A 20,962-nucleotide genomic window follows, 5' to 3' on the forward strand; every position below is an offset into this window, starting at 1 on the left:
GACAGGTATAAAATATTTTATTGGGTGATGAATTCAGCTTTGAATTATACGAACATATACATTTTTTGCAATATCATTATCCAATGCTAATTGAGTCTCTCCATATTGCAATATCATGCTGGGGAATTTCTGATGAATTGTAAGTTCAAGCCCTGGAATTACTCCTATACCCGTAAGCCTATCAAGGCTCGCATGCGACTTAGTTGAAATGTAAACGACTTTTACTTTTTTGCCGGCTTTTATTAAAGACAACGGACTAATTACAGGCTCCAGGTTTTTTTTAGCGCTTAAGCAGCATTCACCCTGTGGTATCTTGTTTCCGTGCGGACATACTTCCGGATGGCCAAGTAAAGTACAGATACTCGCAACAATCTCTTCATTTACAAAATGTTCAAACTGACAGGCGCCACGTTCAAATTCTTCACCTCTCATCTCCAGAACATCATTTAACAACCTTTCAGCAATTCGATGACGCCTTATAATCATTTCAGCCCTCTTTTTGCCGGCTTTAGTAAATGCAATCTCTCTATCACTAAGATTAATTAACTGCTTTTCTACCATTTCAGTTATATAGGTGTTGGCAATGTCCTCACCAAATTTGTCACCAATACACGAACTTACTGCCTTACCATCATTCTCTTCAAGGATCCAGATATACTCAAGCATCTCTTCGATCTGTGTTTCATCAGCCATTAAATTCTTACTCCTAAAAAATGTCTATTGTGGCTGCCGGACTTGGCCCCGCTCAACCATGTGACTCGAACAGTTCATTCAGACTGAGAAATGGACCAAACATTCTTTTTAAACGATAACTTAAATTGACAATAACTGTAATGCATACCTGACAATGCCACCAACCAGGAAAGAAAATGGTAAAATGAATGCCAGCATAAGAAATGCGGTTTTAGAGCCTCTCTCTTTTATCATAACAAAGAAATTTGCAAGACAAGGAACAAAAAGCGTAACTACTACCAGCGAAACAATAAGCTGATTCGGATCTATTTCCAGACTACCGGCATCCTTCTCCAACGCCTTGAAAATACTTACGACAGCATAGTCTCTTCGCAGGAAACCCAATATGAAACCCTGCGTCGTCTCTACCGGCAAACCCAGAAAATGTTTAACAACTGGTTCAGCCGCCCTCTGAATATATGTCAAAATACCTAGTTTTGTGATTATAAACAATATGAAAGTACCCAGCACAAACAGTGGGACCGCTTCCCTTAGAAACCATTTAGTCCTGTAATATGTCTTCATCAAGATATTACCTATCTTCGGCCTTCTGAATGGAGGCATCTCCATAAGAAAGTCCGAACTGCTACCTTTAATGATTTTCGATGAAAGGTAACCAACAAGCAACATTTGAGAGAATATTACGAAAAAATAAATTGCTAAGTGTGTTCCGGACACACTGCCTAGAATCCCGGCAATAACCCCAAGTTGTGCAGAACACGGCACTGCCAGGGCAAGCAATAGTGTAGAAATCACCCGTTCCTTCTTTGTGTCCAGTATACGTGTAGTCATTGTCGCCATTGTATCACAGCCAAGTCCCAGGACCATCGGTAAAACCGCCTTACCATTTAATCCAATAATCTTAAAAAAACGATTAAGCATTACTGCCAATCGCGGAAGATATCCGCTATCTTCCATTAAACCGAAGCTTATGAAAAAGAAGCCAACAATTGGTAATATTATAGCGATCGAGTAAGTCACACCTACCTGTATTAGACCCGCCTCTTCTCCCATAAACAATTCAAAGAAGAAATTATCTGTACTCATGAACTTCTGACAAAATAGTCCGATATAATAATTTATTCCCTGAAAATTGACATGAGTAAATACATATTCTATATTTGTAAAAGGAATGAATGCCTTAAAGTCAAACCCTCCCGATTTCTCTATAGACGAGCCAAAAATTTTGCTCTCAACAAAATCAACACAGTCACCAGCTCCAAACTGTCCCACAATTTTATAAATACACCATAAAACCACTAATAACATTGGCCAGGCCAGAACAGGGTGCATAGTTAAAGTTCCTAAAATGTTGGTAACCTTACGACCGGAACCATACTCTCTCGAGAACAGGTAATATGAATAAATTCCAACAGATACACAACCACCTGCCAATCTCAATATCCATGCCACCTGTCCACTCGTATCCATATGGCCTGCAAACATAAACATCAGCAGATCTATTACCTTGTATCCAACAAAAAAAGTGAACAGCGGCATAAAGAATAAGAAAAACGAGTTTCGTAATACCGCACCAGCTTTTTCTTCATGTTCTCTATAACTCACTATCCCCTTCAATAACTTACCTACATAATCACTGCGTTTCTTGGCAATCACATAACTTAATGGATGACCATACTCTTTTTGTACACCATCCCTGATACTGTGGATCTGTCCAAGAGTTTGTTCATCAATTTCCAGAGTTTCCTCCAAATCTTCATCGTAAGACAACAACATTACAGCCAGTGCCCTTTTCCTCACTGTGGTATTCTCCGGCAGTAAAGTCTCAATCTCTTTTATACCTTCTTCTATTACTCTGCCATAGTCTATGCTGATTTTAGGTATTTTCACTGAATTAATTGAGTTTCTCAGCGCCCCTATCCCATATTTCTGAGTAGCAATTGTTTTCGTTAGTGTCACTCCAAGTATCTTCTGTAACTTATCAGAATCTATTGACATCCCCCTGTCCAATGTCTCGTCCCACATGTTTAAACCAATCGAAACGGGTAATCCCATCTCAGCAAGTTGAGTTGTAATTAACAACCCTCTATGAATATTTTTAGAATCAATTATCTGGATGACCCTCTTTTCTTCATCTCTTAGAAGTATGTCACGAGCCACCCTCTCATCTTCCGAATGTGAGATCAGGCTGTTCGACCCCGGCGTATCAACAACCTCTATAGTATCGTTAGAACCGGAATACATACCTCTGGTAACTTCAACCGTTGTTCCCGGATAATTTGACACGGTAACATATTTACCGGTAAACAAACCAAATAATACACTTTTACCAACATTTGGATTGCCAACCAGTGCAATTCTATAGTCTAATACTTTAGGATCTATTTCTTTAGATTTTACTTCATGCATTACTACTACCTTTATATAAGTATCGTTTTTTCTAAATAGTATATAACAGAAACCGTAAATACCTATAATGAGACTCAGTTTCAATTAAATAATATAAATAAATGGCTCTAAAGTCAAATTATTTAATTCAGACAACATTACAAATGTCTGTCGCTTCTAATTAGAATTGGCTGATTTTAAAGAAGCTTAGAGCTTTATTGTACAAATTATAGTATAAATAAATTAACAAGACAGATTAAATCCATATGCTATATGGTAAAAAAATCCACCGGTTTGAACAGCCTGTGGATATCCCGATCGTAAAAAAAGAAAAGACCATACAGGAATATAAAGCCATACCTTAACTGCCAACATATTTCGCAATTAATTTTCCAAGAAAGTGAGTAAGAGCTACGACTACGATTGTTATGGTTATGTGCTCTGAAATAACCTTCCAGGGTTTAGCACCCTGAGATTTTGCAAGGTAATAGCTTAAGATTGTTAATAAAGAGATACCACAGATCAGGTTAATGTTAATGGCAATAGGTAAATCAAATAGTAGTACAGGAATAACAAATGTAATGGCGTACAGTTTTGACAGAAAAGTTGCTATTGTGGCAGCCCAGACCTGCACCGTTGTACGTGTGTGGTCCGCCTCTTCAGAAATATGTATTCCAAGCGCGTCTGAGAGCGAATCGGCAATTGCAATTGTCAGAATACCACCAATTACAACGGCTCGTGAATGTGTACCAGAATACAGACCTATCATCAAACCCAATGTTGTGATGGTTCCTGATGTGAGTCCGAAGGTCACACCTGTTTTCAATGATTCTTTCATTTTGTTCGTTTCATTTCTCTGTATAATTCTATTTAACGATCCTAATTGTCAAGGTTGTCCGGTAATAAGTTGCATTAGTTAATTTAACTTTCAAAGCATATTGTCGGTATCTGCTACCTCGATAAAAATTTTATCTATAACCAGTATTCTGTTTCTTCAGCACGTTTTCTCGACCACATTTTACCTATTGGCAGGAAGATGAAGGCGATGAAACATGAACCGAGAATTACATAAGATACGGTTAACGATATGACAAATATCCTTGATATGTATATTGTTAAATAAGGGCCTGACAGGTTCATAATCGTACCTATGAAAGCGGAGATATAAACCGTAAGCTTAACACCCTCCCCTGTACCGGTCATCGAAAGAATACGTGACATAACGAATATAATCAAAGGGACCAGAAAAGCGTGCACATGCATTACCTCAATAACTTCACGGTAAGACATTGGATAAGAGAACTCTTCTGCTAAGCCGTCATTTTCCACACTACCCTTATAGTAATGACTGGACTGCTTCGATGAAAATGCAGTTCTATCATAATAACTTAGACAAGAGAAAAAAAATGCAGTTCCCATCGCTACGAGAAAGAATGTTATAAAGATTTTCTTACTTATTGCATATGCAGGCATAGTGGACCAGTTGAAGGTTTAAATTCAGCTTTTAATTACACGGACATAAATATATCTGGCAATATCATCATCAAGTGCCAGTTGTGTTTCTCCGAACCGTATAACAAGACTTGGTTTTCTGTGGTGAACGGTAAAAATCAATCCAGGCACTATACCGACAGAAGAAAGAAAATCCAGACTTTCCTGAGCACCTGTTGATGTATAAATAACCTTTGCCTTGATTCCAGTCCGTAGTCTGGAAAGCGGACCAAACACAGGCTGTAAATTCTGTTTAGTGTGCGAACAACACTCTCCCGGCGGTATAGCTTTTCCATGCGGACATACTGTAGGATGTCCAAGTAGTGTACAGATACTCGCGATAATATCATCATTGATAAAATGCTCAAATTGACAAGCTCCACGTTCAAAAACCTCGTCACTGACATCGAGCACATCATTTAATAATCTCTCTGCCAGACGATGACGCCTGATAATAAGCATTGCCTTACTCTTCCCTGTTTCAGTCAGATGAATCGTAGAACCACGGATGATTATCAATTTTTTCTCAACCATCTCAGACAGAACTTCCCCCACAGGTTCCCTGTCAAATTTTTTGTTTAGAACATCTGTGTTTGTTTCGCCAGATTCTTCCGCATTAACCCAAATGTACTCGAGAAACTCTTCATCTAAAAATACATTCTGAATACTATCATCTTTTTTTTCAACTTTTGTCATTATCTTATCTGTAGGAGTTATTATTGCCTATTTGTAAGTATTTTTATTTTATGAAATATTAACTTCTTTTCAAGAGAATAGTTCTCATACACGCGCAATGTCTCTAATAAAAAATTAATAACTTCAATAATGAAGGTGGATTCGCGTCTCTTAACCTATCCTACAGTCTGGTCCCCTGATAAAGACATGCCTGTCACTCCGATAGTCGGATGGGTATAAATAGCCTTTTGGCTTTGCTGAATGGATTTGTATTAAATGACTAAGCCTCAGCTTTGGAAAGAAACTCAAACAGCTTTGTTTGAACAGAGCTATCTATTTGTAAAAATTCAATGCCAATACTTGTATGGTCAGTATGTTTTTTTACACTTCTCTGTTTTGCTTCAATACCTAACTCCTCTTCTATCCCCGGCAAATGGAAGGCAACACTAACCTCATTATTCAACTCGAATAAATTCACGCTAGCTTTATTATCATGTATTTCTAAAGCAAACAAGCATCCTGCTCTACTAATATCAGTAATACTTCCAGTTATTACGTATTCAGCAATCTTTATATGAGCCGGCAGGAAACACTCAACCCGTTTGTTTCCACGAAAATCAAAACTATCTATTTTCTCAGGATATTTAATGAACACTAATCTAAAGGGTTTATGAATAAGGTCTAAAATCGTTGACTCAAAACCGAATATTTTACCTTTATACATGTACTTTACCGCAATTTCATTTCCAGTAACCAGAAGATTTGAAACGTTATCCATGGTATGTAAAGGTGGCATTTTAACAATCAGATATTTACCATCATCAATACCAATCAATTCACTTGATAGCTGTCTCTTAACTTCTATTATCTGCAGCCTGAAAATAGTACCAATATTCAAGTATGTACCCTCTCTTAGTTAATTTTTTACTTATTCAATTTAAAGATACTTTTTTAAACATTCTATGCATCTTTGTCAAGGTGAATGTTGATGTAGACATTGATCTGTTTACTATGGCAGATGGTTACAGTGAAAGAAATTGCAGAAGCTCTTCCCGCTTCATATGAAAAACAACATCGGTCTAGTTGTCAATAGGTGTTTCTGAAAGTGTTATAATAGCAAGGAACGCCCCACTATCTATAATGGACTGGGATTATCGGACCACTATGTAGAGCTTAGCCGAAAAGGTTTATCTAAGGTTCAAAGCAGTGCGGTAGTACACTAGCTCACCAGCTTCCACCTCTATTTACTGTAGCGCAACACCTGCATTCACTTGATGCTTCCGGAGCTCTGCATTAAGATCAAGATTGTGTAAAATTGGTACAAGTAAGTTAAGAATGATACACATTAAGTTCAGCAGGAATACATATCTAAATTTATATTTATTGGAAAAAAAGATGTAACATACCTGTCCGTTTTACCTTTGTGGCTTATTTCTATAAAGCGGTTAAAACTAAAAAATTTATAGGCATAAAATTTGCCCTCTTATCAAGCACAACAAGTGCTTTCATATTAGCTATTGTTACTATAGAGATTTTTTTATAAAGATTTTGCAACGTTTTTAGGAAAAAATAGAGGAAAATGATAATGAATAAAATTATATTAAGTAAAATAATTGAGTACTTTTCGTATTCTGCGTTCAACCAGATTTGTTTTAACAAATTGACTAGGATCTGCTCTGTTTTAATTATTATCATAATGACAAACACAATGTTTGTAAATATTCAGGCGGATTCTTTTACCCTGACTGTCAACAATGGAAGCGGGGAAGGCTATTATGAGGAATCCTCAAGGGTAAACATTTGGGCTAATCCGTATGATGATAGCGACCCAGATAGAAGAACTTACGAGACATCTGACCCGAAAGTACCGCACCGAATATTTGATCGTTGGACTGGAGACACTGTTTATCTTGCTGATATTTTTGCAGCTCAAACATCACTAATAATGCCTGCTATTGATATAAATGTCACCGCCCAATATAAAAGTGTTTCTCAGTGGAGTGTACCTAAAGCAATTTCTTACTTTCCGATAACACACAAGGGAGTTATCTTCTTGTTTCATGCTCATGGCGGATCTGCTATAAATCTATTTTCAAAAACTGAAAATTATTTATTTGTCAATGACGCCATTTCACGAAACTACGCTGTGGTTGCTATTGACAGTTTTGATCAAGTCAATAAACAGTGGGATCTTACGGTTTCAGCCGCAGACAATATTGACATGCAAAGAGTGGCTGCGTTACGTGACAACTTGATCTCTCTGGGCAAAATAAACCTAACTGATAAAATATACGTCTTAGGCATATCTAACGGGGGTATTTTTGCATCACTTTTTGATCAAACAAACCAGGGAATTATCAACTTTCCCGTAGATGCGTCAGCAATATACATTTCCCCGGGCAACTCAGATATCATGAAATCTACTGAGGTACCAACCATTTTCCTACTCGCTGAAAACGATAGTTTTAATTTTAATGAAATAGCGCTTAATACCTTCAACAATCTGCTTAACCGAAACGTGCCTGCACAATACTGGGTCAATCACCCTTCCCCCGTTTATGCACAGCGATTCTGGCGTATTCAAGGCATTTCCCGGACAGATTCAGAGGTAATTTATAATGCATTGAGGAGTGGTGGCTTACTAGATGATAAAGACTTTCTGATTGACAACCCTATTTCCTCAGGATGGCGAAGCCTTATACCGGCTGAATATTCCAAATATGCACTTTCTATAGACACTCAGTTATTGATTTCGCATGCTGAACATAGTTTTACGAGTAACTTCAACCATAAGACACTTAATTTCTTCGATAATCCTACAACCATTAACGACTTTGCCCCAGTGATCAGTGGATTTTCTCCTAATAACGGAGAATGGGGAACTTTGGTAACCATTGAGGGAAGTGGTTTTATTAATGTCACAGAGGTAACTTTCAGTGGGATAGTTACCCCAATCGTGAATAGTTCCATTAATAAGCTCCTGGTAAAAGTACCTTACGGTGCATCTACCGGATCAATAGAGGTCACCAACACGGAAGGTACAGCAATGAGCCCTTTCTGCTTTGTCGTCTCTTCACCTGAAATTACCAGCTTGGATCCGGAAGAAGGCGGCGTGGGCACTCTTGTTTCGATTACAGGCAACAGTTTTGTGGGTGTTAATGTGAATTTCAATGGTGTTAGCGCAGAAATTGTCTCTAAAACCATTAACAATATTTGGGTCCAAGTGCCTGTTGGGGCTACTACAGGAGCAATAACAGTTACAAACGATTTGGGCACTTCCACCAGCGCCAATAATTTTACGGTAATTCACCAACCGATAATCAATAATTTTACACCTACCTCCGGGCCTGCTGGCACCATAGTTACCATTACGGGTGAGAATTTCAGCAGAGCAACATCTGTCAAACTCGGTGATGTATCACAATTATTTTCGGTTGATTCTGATACTCAAATCAGCGCCACAATTTCTAACGAGGCAACAACGCGTAAAATCCGTGTCACAACACCAGGCGGTACTGTTTTCACTGATTCATTTTTCAAGGTCAGGTGACGCATCTATACACATTCTCCATACACAATAAAATGCCGTAGTGTAAAAATTTGCAATTATATGGTTACAGATTAAGCTATTTTTACAACCTTACTCGTGACTTTAGAAGCCGATTAAAGAAATCAGCAACCAACCATCTTACCCATTTAAAAGGAAAGGGTGTAGAGAGAGGGTGATTATTATTGGTTAGCTTTTTACGCTTTACAAAGGCACAAAAGCTTTTTTACGTCTATTGAGCAGCCGGATCAGAGCCGACCTCTCCATTAGAATTAGATGCACCTGGTGTAAGTGTAAAGGAACCAAAAGGGCCCAATTCATTGCTGACATCACCTGTGAATGCACCATCTCCAAACACACCGTTCCAGTGTGATGATATGCAGCCGTTGTCTGGGTTGTCGAATGCTGTAACGGATAAAATAAATCTCCCAGAAATCCCCCTCGTAAGAGTTCCATCAAGTGGTAATGCACCGCATCCTAAATCATTGTTTATATCACGAACACCGCTTACGCAGATAACATTTGCTGGATTGGAACATGCGCCAAAATTAATGTCCCATGTCCTTCCGAAGTTATCGCTCCATAAACCTGCCGTTGCTACACCTGAAAAACCAATGGATATTACCATTGATACAAACATTGAAAACAGTAAAATTTTCATTTTCATCTTCATTTTATTACCCCCCTACAACATAAATTGTTTGAAAAATTAAGCCCCCTCTCTCTTCCCTTTTAATATCGTTAGCTGCATTTATTCATTACTATCTGTGATATCCAGTATATTCTACCATCTCTTTCAATAATTAGGCTGATGTACTCTGTCAACGGGAAAAGCATTGTTTTCATCAGCATAAACATGGTTATTGCTCAAAGCGTAAAGATTTGTACCATCATTTACCCTGCCCACTGAGTTAAGAATAGTACAAACTTAATAACGAATAATAAGGTTAATTTTTTCTTCATGGGTTAACACTCCTTAAAAATAAGTGTTTTTTTGATCCTGGCAATATACAGAAACTCGTTAATTACCGTCCCACATGGGTTATGAAAAAATTCATTTTCTTTTAGTTATTTAGAGGAGGAAAGGTTTCTTCAACATCTTTTTGTAACTTATCAAAAACAGCGCTTATCTCTCTTATTTCTTTCGAGCCCGCTTCTACTCCACTTTGATATAAAGCGTTTTTAAAATCTGTCACCTCCTTATGGATATCCATCTTGATTACCTTCTCCAAAGCTTCGTCAAATTGTTTTGAAGGGTTCCCGCCGTTCAGGAAATGTTTCTGAAGTATCTCGTCCAGACTTTGCTGTTGATCAAGAGTCATTATCTCGTCCTTGATTACCACAGATACTCCTTCTTCCCTATTAAAGACCATTACACTCGTTAACCTGTCAGGTTGCTGGTCTTCCCGAGAACGACAGAAGGCATAGTTTTTTCCTCTTAGAAGCCTCTTTAGTCCCTTTTCCAAAGGGAGATAATCAAAGCCTATAGTTAGTTCCTCCTCTGCAGCAAAATAAATAAGAATCTGTATATCAGCCTTTTTCGCAATCTCATTCATAACCTTTTTAAAGCTTTGTTTGTCTACGGATACTTTTAATAGACCATTTTTAAAATCGACACCTGAGAATTTCAAATCTGCTGATGTATCCTTCTCTCCTGAAAAAGAAACACCTGTATGGAATGAAAAATTTACCGACATTAATATGAGGCAGAAGGTTAGGACCTTTTTATGAGTTAAAATTGAGACCATTTTATTGCTCCTTTCTTCCAATGATAACTGCTCATTTATCACTATATGCGTAAATCCATTTGAATCTAACTGCTATTGAACATTATATGATGTTTAATCTAATTAATGCGTTAACGTTAAATCGTTTCTTATTAATTTGCGGAATGGTATTTCAAAATATCTATTAATAATTCTGCCACTTAAACACTATCAATTATTAGACAACAATAATTATACTTTGTAAAATTAAAATTTTAGAAAAGAAACGTAATGTTATATGGTTTATTACGGCATTAAACGCCAATATAAAGAAATGATTACTTGCCATAGTGTAATGAATGTTAAACTAATGTTTCTCATTAACATTACCCCTATGACTTTAAATGTGAGTAATTATCATTTTTTTGCCTAAATGTATACCACATAAGTAAACATTTATTCTGCTAAATGTCAAATGGAAAGTCACTGCTTTATTGTATTATTATAAAAACGTAAGTATAGTAAAGTTTGCAGGGGATATTATTAAGTGGCGCATAATCGTAGCAACCTTTTGTATATATTTAAATATTTGCCCTAATAATATTTATCATACTAAACAGAAGACATTTACAACTTATTAACTCAGCTACACTTACGATAATTTAAAATATTCTTGCTCAGGATTGTTTAGCATGCCTTATTTCCATGAAAATCGATGTACATTAACAACCAACAATCAAAACTAACAGTTTTTGTGGAAGACGGACACCTACAACTGGGAAACAACAATGCGGAACGTCATATCCATCCAATTGCGACGGTTAGAAAGGTGTGGTTGTTTACACAAAGCGAGGACGGCACAATGGCAATTTGGTATTCGCTGGTTGAAACTGCAAGGGCTAATGGATTAGAGCCTTACTGGTATCATCGAAATGCTTTCGAAGAGATGTCCAATTAATTTTATCGTCTTGTTACCGTTTGTGCTTCCACTGCTCCAACAGTAACGTAGCCCGAGTTATATGGAAGATGGAAGAACCTCCGTGTGAGCTAAGTCACTAGGGATTATTACATTTTGTTTTGTTCTTCTTGTGTAATCATCAGTTTCGACGTATTTATTTTCTGAGCAGCTTCTGTGACCCACCCGCCACCCAATGCTTTATAAATACTCACAATGGCGGCAAATAAATCTTTCTGAATTTGAGCATACTTGATTTCTGCTGAATATAGTTCTCTTTGTGCGTCTTGTACGACAAGATAGCTTGAATATCCTCCATCGTAACGACTACGGGAAGAAGACTCGTAATCTTCCAATACGCTAACAAGACGGTCCTGAATCACTATTAACTCCTTAAGCTTCTGAATGGTAATCAAAGAATCATCGACCTCTCTAAATGCATTTTGTATAGTAATAAGGTATTTATTAACTAATTGTTGTCGGACGGCTTCAGCCTGCCGTATCTCTCCCTTAATTCGACCGCCTGAGAAAACAGGACCAGCAATCGCTACTCCGGATCGCCAGATTTCAGCCGCTGATCGCATCAAGTTAGAGAGTTCAAGACTAGCGTATCCAAATAGCCCGGAAAGGGATATGGAAGGAAAATATTGAGTCTTTGCTACACCCACTCTTGCATTAGCTGCTATTAAATTTTGTTCACTCTGACGTATATCCGGACGTTGTTCTAACAGATCGGAAGGAATTCCCTGAGGAACCTCTGGTATGACAAGCATATCAAGTTTTTTACCACGTTTAATCTTTCCTGGTCCCCTTCCCAAAAGAACTGAAAGAGTATTTTCTTGCAACGCAATTCTAAGTTCCAATTGTGGAATATTGACAGATAACTGTTCAAATGCTGACCTAGCCTGAACCAGTTCCAAATTAGAAACCTGTCCCCCTTTAAATTTATTTTCAAACAACTGTAACCACTGTTCTCTTAAAGCCAAGGTTTTCTTAGAAATTTCAAGTTGTTTATCCAGATTCAGTAAGTCAATGTAAGCAGTGGCAACTTGAGACACGAGTGAAAGGATTACTGCTTGCCGGCTTTCTTTTTGGGACAACAACTCTGCACGAGCAGCTTCCGTTGACCTTCTAATTCGACCCCATATATCCAGTTCCCAGTTTACATTTAAATAATTCTGGTAAGAAGCATTGACACGGTCTTTACTGGTTGCGAGGGCCTGATTTCTCCGTTCCAAACTTTGACTGTCACGACTGGTCAAAGTCCAATAATCCAATTGTGGATAAAATACCGATTTCTCTCCCTTCAACCTGAAAACAAATTCTTCAACACGGGCAGAAGCAAGAATTAAATCTTTATTCTCTTTAAGTGCGATTTCAATCAGTTCGTTAAGCACTGGGTCCTGAAAGCATTCCCACCAGGCTAAATTGGCCAGATCAGCAGCTTCAATATAATCTACATGGCAGCTGTACTCGATATCAACTTGTGGACGACGATAGTCTTGTGTTATAGAGCAACCGGAGAGCAACCATAACAACAACACATAAAAAATTACGGTTCCGCCCATATTGCGCGTCCACATACATATATAATTTTTGCATACTATCATACAGCAGGACTATTTTTCTTTTGAAAATTGTTTTGCAAACTCCCATGCTTGTTTGCTTGCAGAAATCTGGCTGTGGCCAGAAGATCTATTATTACGCCCTTGACCCCCCGGCCATACATGAGCACCACCTTTAATTACCATAAGGTCTACAGGGGCACCATTACTACAGCGATAAGAAAGCACCCGGACTTTGCTATTTATTTCCTTTGTCTCAAGAGGAATGGGTTGACGTGATTTAAGAATAAGCTCCATTGTGTCAGGCACTGATCTATGGGACACCCCTGCCACACTTCTGGAACCTTTACCCCCGTCATAAGGCACATTATTGTCCCGATCTCCATGAATATGTAACACAGGAATATTTTTTGCTTCGTCACAGTTGCCAACCGCAAGAGTGCCAGATACCGGAATGATTGCCGCAATCTTATCAGGAATTTCACAAGCTAAACGATATGCCATCATTGCACCATTTGACATCCCTGTTACATAAACTCGTCGAGTATCTATTGAAAATTTTGAATTAACACCTTCTATGACTTTTTCTATAAACAAGGTATCATCTACTCTTCCCCTTACAGCTCTTCCACAACAACGGCCTGCATTCCAAGTCCTACGGTTTTTTTTAAAGAAGCGGCCTCCCGTTCCATTTGGATATACTACAATAAACTTTCCAGTGTCAGCAACATCATTCATTCCAGTCATCTTCTCCATGTACTTCGCATTGCCTAAACCACCATGAAGTACAATCATTACAGGTACATTTTTAGTATCAGATATTATTGGCTTGTAAACAATATAACTTCTTATAACATCTTTAACAACAAGTTCATGATAAGTTGATTGTCCTTTTTCGGCAACAACAATTCTTGGAAACAGAATATAAAACAGAACCATACAGAATATCATTATCCGAAATAACAGAAGTATTTTTGTTTTTTCCCCTTCGCACATAATCATGTTTAGCTTTCCCCTTAATAAGTATTTAAACAATCACATTCAACGAATTAGAAAAATTCTAGAAACAATTAAATTTCACCTTGGTATTGGTCGATTAAATCAAGCGCAAGGTCCTCAATTTCTTTTACCTTGCTGAGATTATTACGAAGTTCTGAACAAAGTGCCTCAAACCAGCGAATTTGGGTTTCAATTTTCATGCGTTCTGCTATTATATCTTCAAGAGGTAAATTAACTGGAGGCTCTCCATCTTTATCAAAGAGGAATCGGATAGAGTCCCCAATTTGCCGGTTAATATTAATATGTTTTACCTGTTCTGCTATGAACGCTTTAACCTTATTGACTTTAAATTTCCTGATAGAGGCTTCACGTAGAGCCTTTTGCGGAGCGGTGAGTCCTTCCAGAGATTTTTTCAGATCTTTAGGCTCAGTATCAATCTTGCAGATCTTCTTCCTCTCCCCTAGTTTTTTAGATTGTCTATTTTTATCAATTTGTTTGGTCACTTATTATCCTCCGATTATACTCCAACGTTTAGTAATTAACTGATTTTATCACTTATAGCCAAAATCTTGCGCAAGACCAAGCACTTCCATACGCAACCCTTTACCATCTTCTCGCCATGGAAGCGGTTCATCTAGTGGCGGTATTTTTGGCTTATGTTGACGAAAAGCAGAACCACGAAGAAAATTAGGATCATTACCAAATAAGGCATTAATTGGCCCAAAGCAGGCAAATGGCGATCGTTCCGGATGCATCATCTCTTCAATAGCATTATCATCATCACGAATTCCAAGCCAGCGGCACACAATTGCCAATTGTTTTTGAGGATGTTCCATAAGTTCCTCACCCCTCATACGCATTTGCTGATCTTTAGGCACTATATCCAAAAAATTCAGAATGTTGATATTTATATCGTGCCAAATAATTTGAGGATCTACAATTAAACGATTGTTTTCGAATTCAAACGCATTAAAGAAAAAAGCAAATATTCCGTCGTTAAGTTTTGCAATTGATTTGCTTTGTGGAATAGGATGACGAACCAGATGTAAGAACCGTGCATCTGGAAATGTTTCAAAAATTCGTGTTAGCCGTTTCATAGATATTGTATAAGCAGGGCTTTTTTCAACAGGAATCAGAGGATCTATCCTGGATACTATCTCTTTAAACACTTCTTCTGTTTTTCTATCCTCTCTTACCGCAACCCAATGTAAAGCCATATTAATAGTCTCAGGTGTTTGTTCTCCCGCGTATATCTCTGCGACGGTCCTGAGCACTCCATGACGACGATTGCTGTCACCTCCAATTTCATGAGAAACCGGACGCCAGAAATCCTTTAATCTTTCTACATTGAACAGGTTGAGCTCTGGCAAACCAAACGCATCAGGATGTTGTCCGATCATAGCATTTATCACAGATGTGTAGGACCTTGGTGGTGCTAATAAAAAAAGTGGTGGAGCCATAATTGTTAATAAGATTCACTTTTATTGATAATTTCTAAATTATAATCATTTTAAATCAATGTAAGTGATCCATTTTCGTAATAATTCTCTAACGTTACAGCTTAATTTAATGTATTAAAGAAAGATCTTCATGGACCAAGACCGGTATCTACACGATAAATACCCTCTTTAATTCTAGGATCAGTATCTGTTCCAGGTATCTCTCGATTATAATAAATATAGGGCCCTTGATCTGTAACAAATACTTCTGGGTCTATTCGTAATTTATTTGGATCGGTGGTCAAATTTTTAACGAATCCACCTGCTGGGACGATATCTGCCAACCATATTTGCGTAGGCACGTCAGAAGCCAAATGATTGGGAGAGGTACTTGCGACAAAGGATATGTAAGATTTGCCGTTATGCACAAAAGGCTCTGGCGACCAGAAATAGATACCTGTCGAAGGTGGGCTAATTGTTTTAAACACATTCCACTCTTCTACACCATCTTGGTTAATCGTCTTATTATAAACACGTATCACAGAAAAATTATTCATCTTGACTGAGGCGAAAAATATATATTCATCGTTAAATTCGGGTGCTTTCCACATAAAAACTGTCTGTTTACGACCAGAATCAAAAGTTAGTTGTTCTGTTTCTTCAGTATTACAATCATATAAAAAAGCTTGTCTTCCTCCGTTATCAAGAGTTGCAGAAAAAACAAGAGCGCGTCTGTCAGGAACCCATCGTCCACCGGTTGCCCCTAAAGACATTGGAATTGTTTCTTCTGTTATGGCATAATCAAGTACACGCCACGCAAGTATGTGCTGGTTATTTCCAATTCTCAACAAATAAAAGATTAACGGATTGCGATCCTCTAAATTCAAGCTGGCAAGAGGATTTAAACGTTTTTTACTTTTATGAAGGAAATCAACGATCCATGAGTTACTAATCTCTGTTGCCTGAGCAAGACCGACACGTAAATCCTGAAGCTTCTTATTATAAACAAGACGTGGCCCTTGAGAAGTTGCCGCCCACTCAGGCCCATTACCTTGATATATTGTATCGGTATCAACAAGCAATGCTTTACCATCAGGAGGTAGAAATTCTCCAGTTTGTGGATCAATATATCCAATCCAAAGCTTTCCCCCGTCAGTAAAATCAGTCCAGGCAAACCTGGGGTTTGCATAATCAAATTCGTAATCAATGATATTATCAGAAGTAACCTGGATTTCTTCACTGGCAAACGTAATAACTGACCAATAGCTACTTAAATTAAAAACACAAGTCAAAAGTACCGTGGCATATACATGCCTTTTGCTTACTGTAACCGCTGAAGAAATAATTTTACAACTTTTCAACATGTTAAATATTTTTTCCATAAGTAAATCCTTCCTTTAATTATATACAAAGCAAAGTAAATATGGCAAAGATTGCAATTATTAATGAAACAAGATTTTTTATACTATAGCTATAAGGCCTGTTGCAAAAGCGCAAAAATTATGTATTTTTTTTAAAATTCCTTTAAGGATGCCACGACCATACCTCTATTTTGAAAAACCGAATGACGGACAATGACAAAACTTTCCAAATCGGCATTGCTTCACTACTGATTTTCATGTATCCTGACATTCCTGATTTTAATAGGCCATCTTTGTTGTCTATCAGTGTGCAAACCTTAACTATATTGCCAGTTTGACTCTCTGTCACATTTGTGTCAATTGAAACAACCTGTCCTGTAAAGTCAATATTATAGTAGGCATTGCTACGTCCCCGAATTTTAGCCAATTTTTCAATATAACCAATATTGTGTTCCGGTATTTCAATTTCAGCAATTACCTGATCTGTATTTTCAACAGTAGCAAACGGTTCCCCCATATTAAGGTAACTGCCAATCTTTTGTTTAAGATGCATAGTTATAATTTTGCCATCAAACGGCATATAAAAAATAGATTTCTCTATCATCTCCTGGTTATAATCACGTTCTTCCTGCCAACTTAGTAGCTTAGCTTCCGCGGCAGCAATTTGATCAGGGGCTGCTCCAGACTTTATCAATTCAAGATTAGCACGTTTTTCCTCTACTCGCTTGAGATCAACATCGGCCTCTCGCCGTACCTCATCCAGCTCTTCAAAGGAAATCGTGTGCTCTTCATAAAGCTCCTCAAGGCGCTTTACTTTTGCGCTACTAAACTTGTATCTTGAACATTCTACTTCTAAAGCACTTTCTGCAAGCTGAATCTCTTCAGGTTTAGGTCTGGATTTTAATTCATCAATTACTGCTTGTTGCTCCTGCATTTTTGCGTTGTAAATTTTTACCTTAGCCAAATAGTCACTATAGGAAAGCCGTCCAATTACCGTTCCTTTCTTTAAGTACTCACCACCATCGAAGAAAATTTCATCAATAATTCCGTTAATTTCCGCAGTAATTTCCTGTTTCTTATTTGGCAGGATAACAAAACCTCCGCCTGGTTCATATTTCCATGGTATAAACAATATAATCAAAAAGCAAGCAGGTATTGACCTCTTTAAATACGTTGTTAATGAATTCTGATTTTTTTTTCTGACGATATCATCTTCTACTTTTGGTAGTGTACGGCTACGCCAACGTTCAAATTGAACGGTACGTTCATATAGCTGCCCAATTTTTCTAAACTTTTCTATCATTCGAAATATAAGAATTGGGGCTGCAATCACGATAAATAATATGCTGGGACCTCCCAGGTATATATTTAGAAAGCTACTCATGATAATAAGAATAACAGCATACAGTAATACCATGAATAAGATTGATGCCAGCCCATAAGCTGCTAATACATTATTATCCGTTTTTTGATATACATTGCCTCTAACCTTATTAATCAATGCCCTATAAGACTTTCCTCTCAAGTGAGGTTCATTTACTAAAGCAGTTAACAGGTAATAACCGTCACTTTTCACTAACGGATTCACTGTTATTAAGAAGGAAATGAGACCAACAACAGCTGCAGTCAGGGCGCTAGAAGACAGTAAACTGTCAGTCGATCTTATGTTAAACCACAATAATAAGCCAAAACTAAATAGCCCTAAACGCATCAACAGCGGTGAAGCATGCAACCAGATCTGTTCGCGCCGTGAAAGCTGTCGCACTTTGTCAATTCGAGCCTTAAACCGTGGTATAAAACCTAAATAAAATACGATACAAAAACCACTCACAGTGGCACGAAAAGTAAAAGCTACTAATGCTTTAACCCAAGTTACTGAAAAGTTAACAACAAACATACTGAACAAGAGATTTTTAATAATTGAAAAACCATCAAACAGGTGGACCAACTCTTTCTCAACGATAACAGCATGCCGAATATATATAACAGTAGCTAAAATCAGAAGGAGAGGAAGAAAATAAATTGTATGTTTAAAAGGTAATAGAAACGGTTGGAATATTTTCAAAAGCCAGGTAGGGTTGAATAGATTCCATTCCCTTTTGCGAACGGTGGCTTCAAGATCTGCATCATCTGTCGTTGTGTAAAATGGCTCTTCACTTACTTTAGTGGTAAGTTCTGGTTCTGTATTATTTCTAGATTCTGAATTTTCTTCAACTGAAGATGTCCATTGCTCTGTTTCTTTTTTCTTATTAAAAGCTTCCAAAATAGGATGTGTTATTTCTGATGCGCCAAAAAGCTTTTTATCATCAACAAGAAATAAAAGATTTTCTAATTCCTCTTGTGTGATAGTATGTCCAAAACGGTCCTTAAATACAGAAGCGAGTTTTGAGAAGTCTTCACATCCAGGCAAAACTTCCAAAACAAAAAACTGCCAGGGTTCAAACTGATGCGTTTGTCCGTATACTTTATCTTTTACTAGAAAGATTTGCCCTTTACCATGTTCTACCCGGAAAGCAGATAATTTTTTACGTAAGAAAGCTGGAGTCGCAACTCTCTGAATTTTCTTATTCAATAGTCCTTTTCCTATCTTTTTAAAATTACACCTACAGGTTACAATCGTTTTAGTTTAGATATGCTAAAACTATTTCCTATAGTGATAATTTGCTAAGTATTCATTATTTGTGATTAGGAGCAAAATATGCTTCACAACCTCCTCGTGGATTATGTATATATTTATTCCCATTCAGTGGCATAATTTTAGGCCCAAAAGGATTAGCGGTACCTACAAATAAACCATAAGGAGATGAAGACATTGAACGCAATCCAATGTTATAAGGATTGCCCATTCCATTTGTTGTTACTGGAACCCAATTCTCTCCATCAAAACTTCTATACAAATCAAAGCCAGATTGGTTATCCATAATAAACTGCTCACCAACCTGATTTATTATACGAACAAATGGTTCAGGCCATGTCTCTCTATCTACATAACCAAGTAGACAACTCCAGTCAAAAGTGGAAAGATAAAGCCAGCCGTTGTGCTCACACATCCGCCAAAAATAGCCACAAAAAAAATTGTCAAACCCCGGCAAATACCCTGAAAGTGATTCTTTCATGCCGTCAGGTGTATCCCGAGCATCTCCGACTATTAAATCCCAACTCCCATCAGGAAAAACACGTATTAGCTCTGGTGGAGCAGGTCCAATGTTGTGTTGCCTATCAACACCCCCTCCTTGTATTGCGCTACCGACATATAGAGCTCCTTTAAACACGAACATACTGAGAACAACTTGATTCAGTGGACCACGATAAGCTCCTTTTTCCATGAATTTTTCCCATTTGTAAGGAGCTTTACCTTCTGCGGAAGTACGCCAAATTTGATAACCTTCTAAATTAAAAGTACCCGCATATAGATGTTTGCCAAAACTGGCCATTTCAAAAACTGTTTTATTGCCAGGTTCACCAAAGCCAAAAATATTTATCGGTTCCCATTGGCCTTTAGCAGGATCTTTACTTTCGTAAACAATAGAATGCGCAGACACGTTTGGTTGTCCTCCACGGGAACCTGCACCTGTAGTATAAAGGCAGTCTTTAAATTGAACCATGGTACGTATAGTTGTTATTGGTAAACCAATCAAACCGGGTTCACAGGACTGTTCAAAATTTCTACCATCCTCAGACCTTAACAGTACAGGACCAGGCCCCTTGGCAGGAGACCAAGTGCTTACAAAAAGTGCTGGTTTTTCACTTTTTCCAGTTTGATAAACTATCATACCTCGATACCCTAAATCCCGGGGTATTGGCTTACCATGACTACCAGTTATAATCGGCGCTTTATATACTCTTTCCCAACTGTCATTCCGTATGCTATAACGCCATATCTCTGCGCGTAAATCGAGATCAAAAGGATCCTCCGGACACTCTACAGGCCATGGATTCATACTGATTGGTAACCGTGCCTTCATCAATGGAAAATTACCACGCGTTGTAGACACATAGAGATGATTGTTAAACCAGGTCATAGAATGAGCGTAGTTATTTAACCCATCGCCAAAACCAGTATCGGCTATCTGAAAAAAGTCTTTTTGCGAAAAACCACGGGTTATACCAAGTCTATTTACAGAAGACACTAAACACGTTCTC

General features: G+C 37.8%; 17 protein-coding genes. 2 read left to right on the forward strand and 15 right to left on the reverse strand.

Going from position 1 to position 20,962, the window contains the following annotated elements; translation table 11 throughout:
• Positions 1-33: 33 nt before the first annotated feature.
• The 6 genes from SCALIN_RS03055 to SCALIN_RS03080 form a co-directional block, all read right to left on the reverse strand.
• Entirely contained in the window at positions 34-693 is a 660-nt protein-coding gene (locus SCALIN_RS03055) for a metal-dependent transcriptional regulator (RefSeq protein ID WP_096892789.1), read from the reverse strand.
• 120 nt (positions 694-813) lie between these two features.
• A complete protein-coding gene (locus SCALIN_RS03060; protein WP_096892790.1) occupies positions 814-3,102 on the reverse strand; it encodes a ferrous iron transporter B in 2,289 nt (762 codons plus the stop codon).
• A 340-nt stretch (positions 3,103-3,442) separates the two neighbouring features.
• The gene (locus SCALIN_RS03065) at positions 3,443-3,919 is read right to left on the reverse strand and encodes a VIT1/CCC1 transporter family protein (protein ID WP_096892791.1); all 477 of its coding nucleotides are present in this window, start codon (positions 3,917-3,919) and stop codon (positions 3,443-3,445) included.
• 134 nt (positions 3,920-4,053) lie between these two features.
• Positions 4,054-4,554, reverse strand: coding sequence for a hypothetical protein (locus SCALIN_RS03070; RefSeq protein WP_096892792.1), 501 nt, complete (start codon positions 4,552-4,554; stop codon positions 4,054-4,056).
• Positions 4,555-4,578: 24 nt separating this feature from the next.
• Positions 4,579-5,268 (reverse strand): metal-dependent transcriptional regulator, encoded by a 690-nt coding sequence (locus SCALIN_RS03075; RefSeq protein ID WP_096892793.1) that lies wholly within the window; start codon positions 5,266-5,268, stop codon positions 4,579-4,581.
• A gap of 259 nt (positions 5,269-5,527) precedes the next feature.
• Positions 5,528-6,145, reverse strand: a complete 618-nt coding sequence (locus SCALIN_RS03080) for a flagellar brake protein (protein WP_096892794.1) — start codon at positions 6,143-6,145, stop codon at positions 5,528-5,530.
• Positions 6,146-6,955: 810 nt separating this feature from the next.
• Between SCALIN_RS03080 and SCALIN_RS03085 the strand changes: the two genes are divergently transcribed.
• Positions 6,956-8,797 carry an IPT/TIG domain-containing protein gene (locus SCALIN_RS03085; RefSeq protein WP_162532121.1) on the forward strand — a complete coding sequence of 614 codons (1,842 nt, stop codon included), beginning with the start codon at positions 6,956-6,958 and terminating at the stop codon, positions 8,795-8,797.
• Between the two features lie 229 nt (positions 8,798-9,026).
• Here SCALIN_RS03085 and SCALIN_RS03090 read toward each other — a convergent pair whose 3' ends face one another.
• Together SCALIN_RS03090 and SCALIN_RS03095 are read right to left on the reverse strand one after the other, a co-directional pair.
• A complete protein-coding gene (locus tag SCALIN_RS03090) occupies positions 9,027-9,467 on the reverse strand; it encodes a hypothetical protein (RefSeq protein ID WP_096892796.1) in 441 nt (146 codons plus the stop codon).
• Positions 9,468-9,858: 391 nt separating this feature from the next.
• On the reverse strand, positions 9,859-10,542 hold the full coding sequence (locus tag SCALIN_RS03095; protein ID WP_096892797.1) for a hypothetical protein: 684 nt from the start codon (positions 10,540-10,542) through the stop codon (positions 9,859-9,861).
• A gap of 673 nt (positions 10,543-11,215) precedes the next feature.
• Between SCALIN_RS03095 and SCALIN_RS03100 the strand changes: the two genes are divergently transcribed.
• Positions 11,216-11,458 (forward strand): IS66 family transposase, encoded by a 243-nt coding sequence (locus SCALIN_RS03100; protein WP_096892798.1) that lies wholly within the window; start codon positions 11,216-11,218, stop codon positions 11,456-11,458.
• Positions 11,459-11,565: 107 nt separating this feature from the next.
• Here the strand turns inward: SCALIN_RS03100 and SCALIN_RS03105 are convergent, their stop codons facing one another.
• The 7 genes from SCALIN_RS03105 to SCALIN_RS03135 form a co-directional block, all read right to left on the reverse strand.
• A complete protein-coding gene (locus SCALIN_RS03105) occupies positions 11,566-13,023 on the reverse strand; it encodes an efflux transporter outer membrane subunit (protein ID WP_162532122.1) in 1,458 nt (485 codons plus the stop codon).
• Between the two features lie 51 nt (positions 13,024-13,074).
• Positions 13,075-13,959 carry an extracellular catalytic domain type 1 short-chain-length polyhydroxyalkanoate depolymerase gene (locus tag SCALIN_RS03110; RefSeq protein WP_162532123.1) on the reverse strand — a complete coding sequence of 295 codons (885 nt, stop codon included), beginning with the start codon at positions 13,957-13,959 and terminating at the stop codon, positions 13,075-13,077.
• 131 nt (positions 13,960-14,090) lie between these two features.
• Positions 14,091-14,522, reverse strand: a complete 432-nt coding sequence (locus tag SCALIN_RS03115) for a hypothetical protein (protein ID WP_096892801.1) — start codon at positions 14,520-14,522, stop codon at positions 14,091-14,093.
• 48 nt (positions 14,523-14,570) lie between these two features.
• Positions 14,571-15,479, reverse strand: a complete 909-nt coding sequence (locus tag SCALIN_RS03120) for a sulfotransferase family protein (protein ID WP_096892802.1) — start codon at positions 15,477-15,479, stop codon at positions 14,571-14,573.
• Between the two features lie 128 nt (positions 15,480-15,607).
• Entirely contained in the window at positions 15,608-16,840 is a 1,233-nt protein-coding gene (locus SCALIN_RS03125; protein ID WP_096892803.1) for a glycoside hydrolase family protein, read from the reverse strand.
• Positions 16,841-16,982: 142 nt separating this feature from the next.
• Entirely contained in the window at positions 16,983-19,391 is a 2,409-nt protein-coding gene (locus SCALIN_RS03130; RefSeq protein WP_096892804.1) for an HlyD family secretion protein, read from the reverse strand.
• A gap of 103 nt (positions 19,392-19,494) precedes the next feature.
• The gene (locus SCALIN_RS03135; RefSeq protein ID WP_096892805.1) at positions 19,495-20,949 is read right to left on the reverse strand and encodes a hypothetical protein; all 1,455 of its coding nucleotides are present in this window, start codon (positions 20,947-20,949) and stop codon (positions 19,495-19,497) included.
• Positions 20,950-20,962 lie beyond the last annotated feature (13 nt).

It is taken from the genome of Candidatus Scalindua japonica (assembly GCF_002443295.1).
GTDB classification, from domain to species: domain Bacteria; phylum Planctomycetota; class Brocadiia; order Brocadiales; family Scalinduaceae; genus Scalindua; species Scalindua japonica.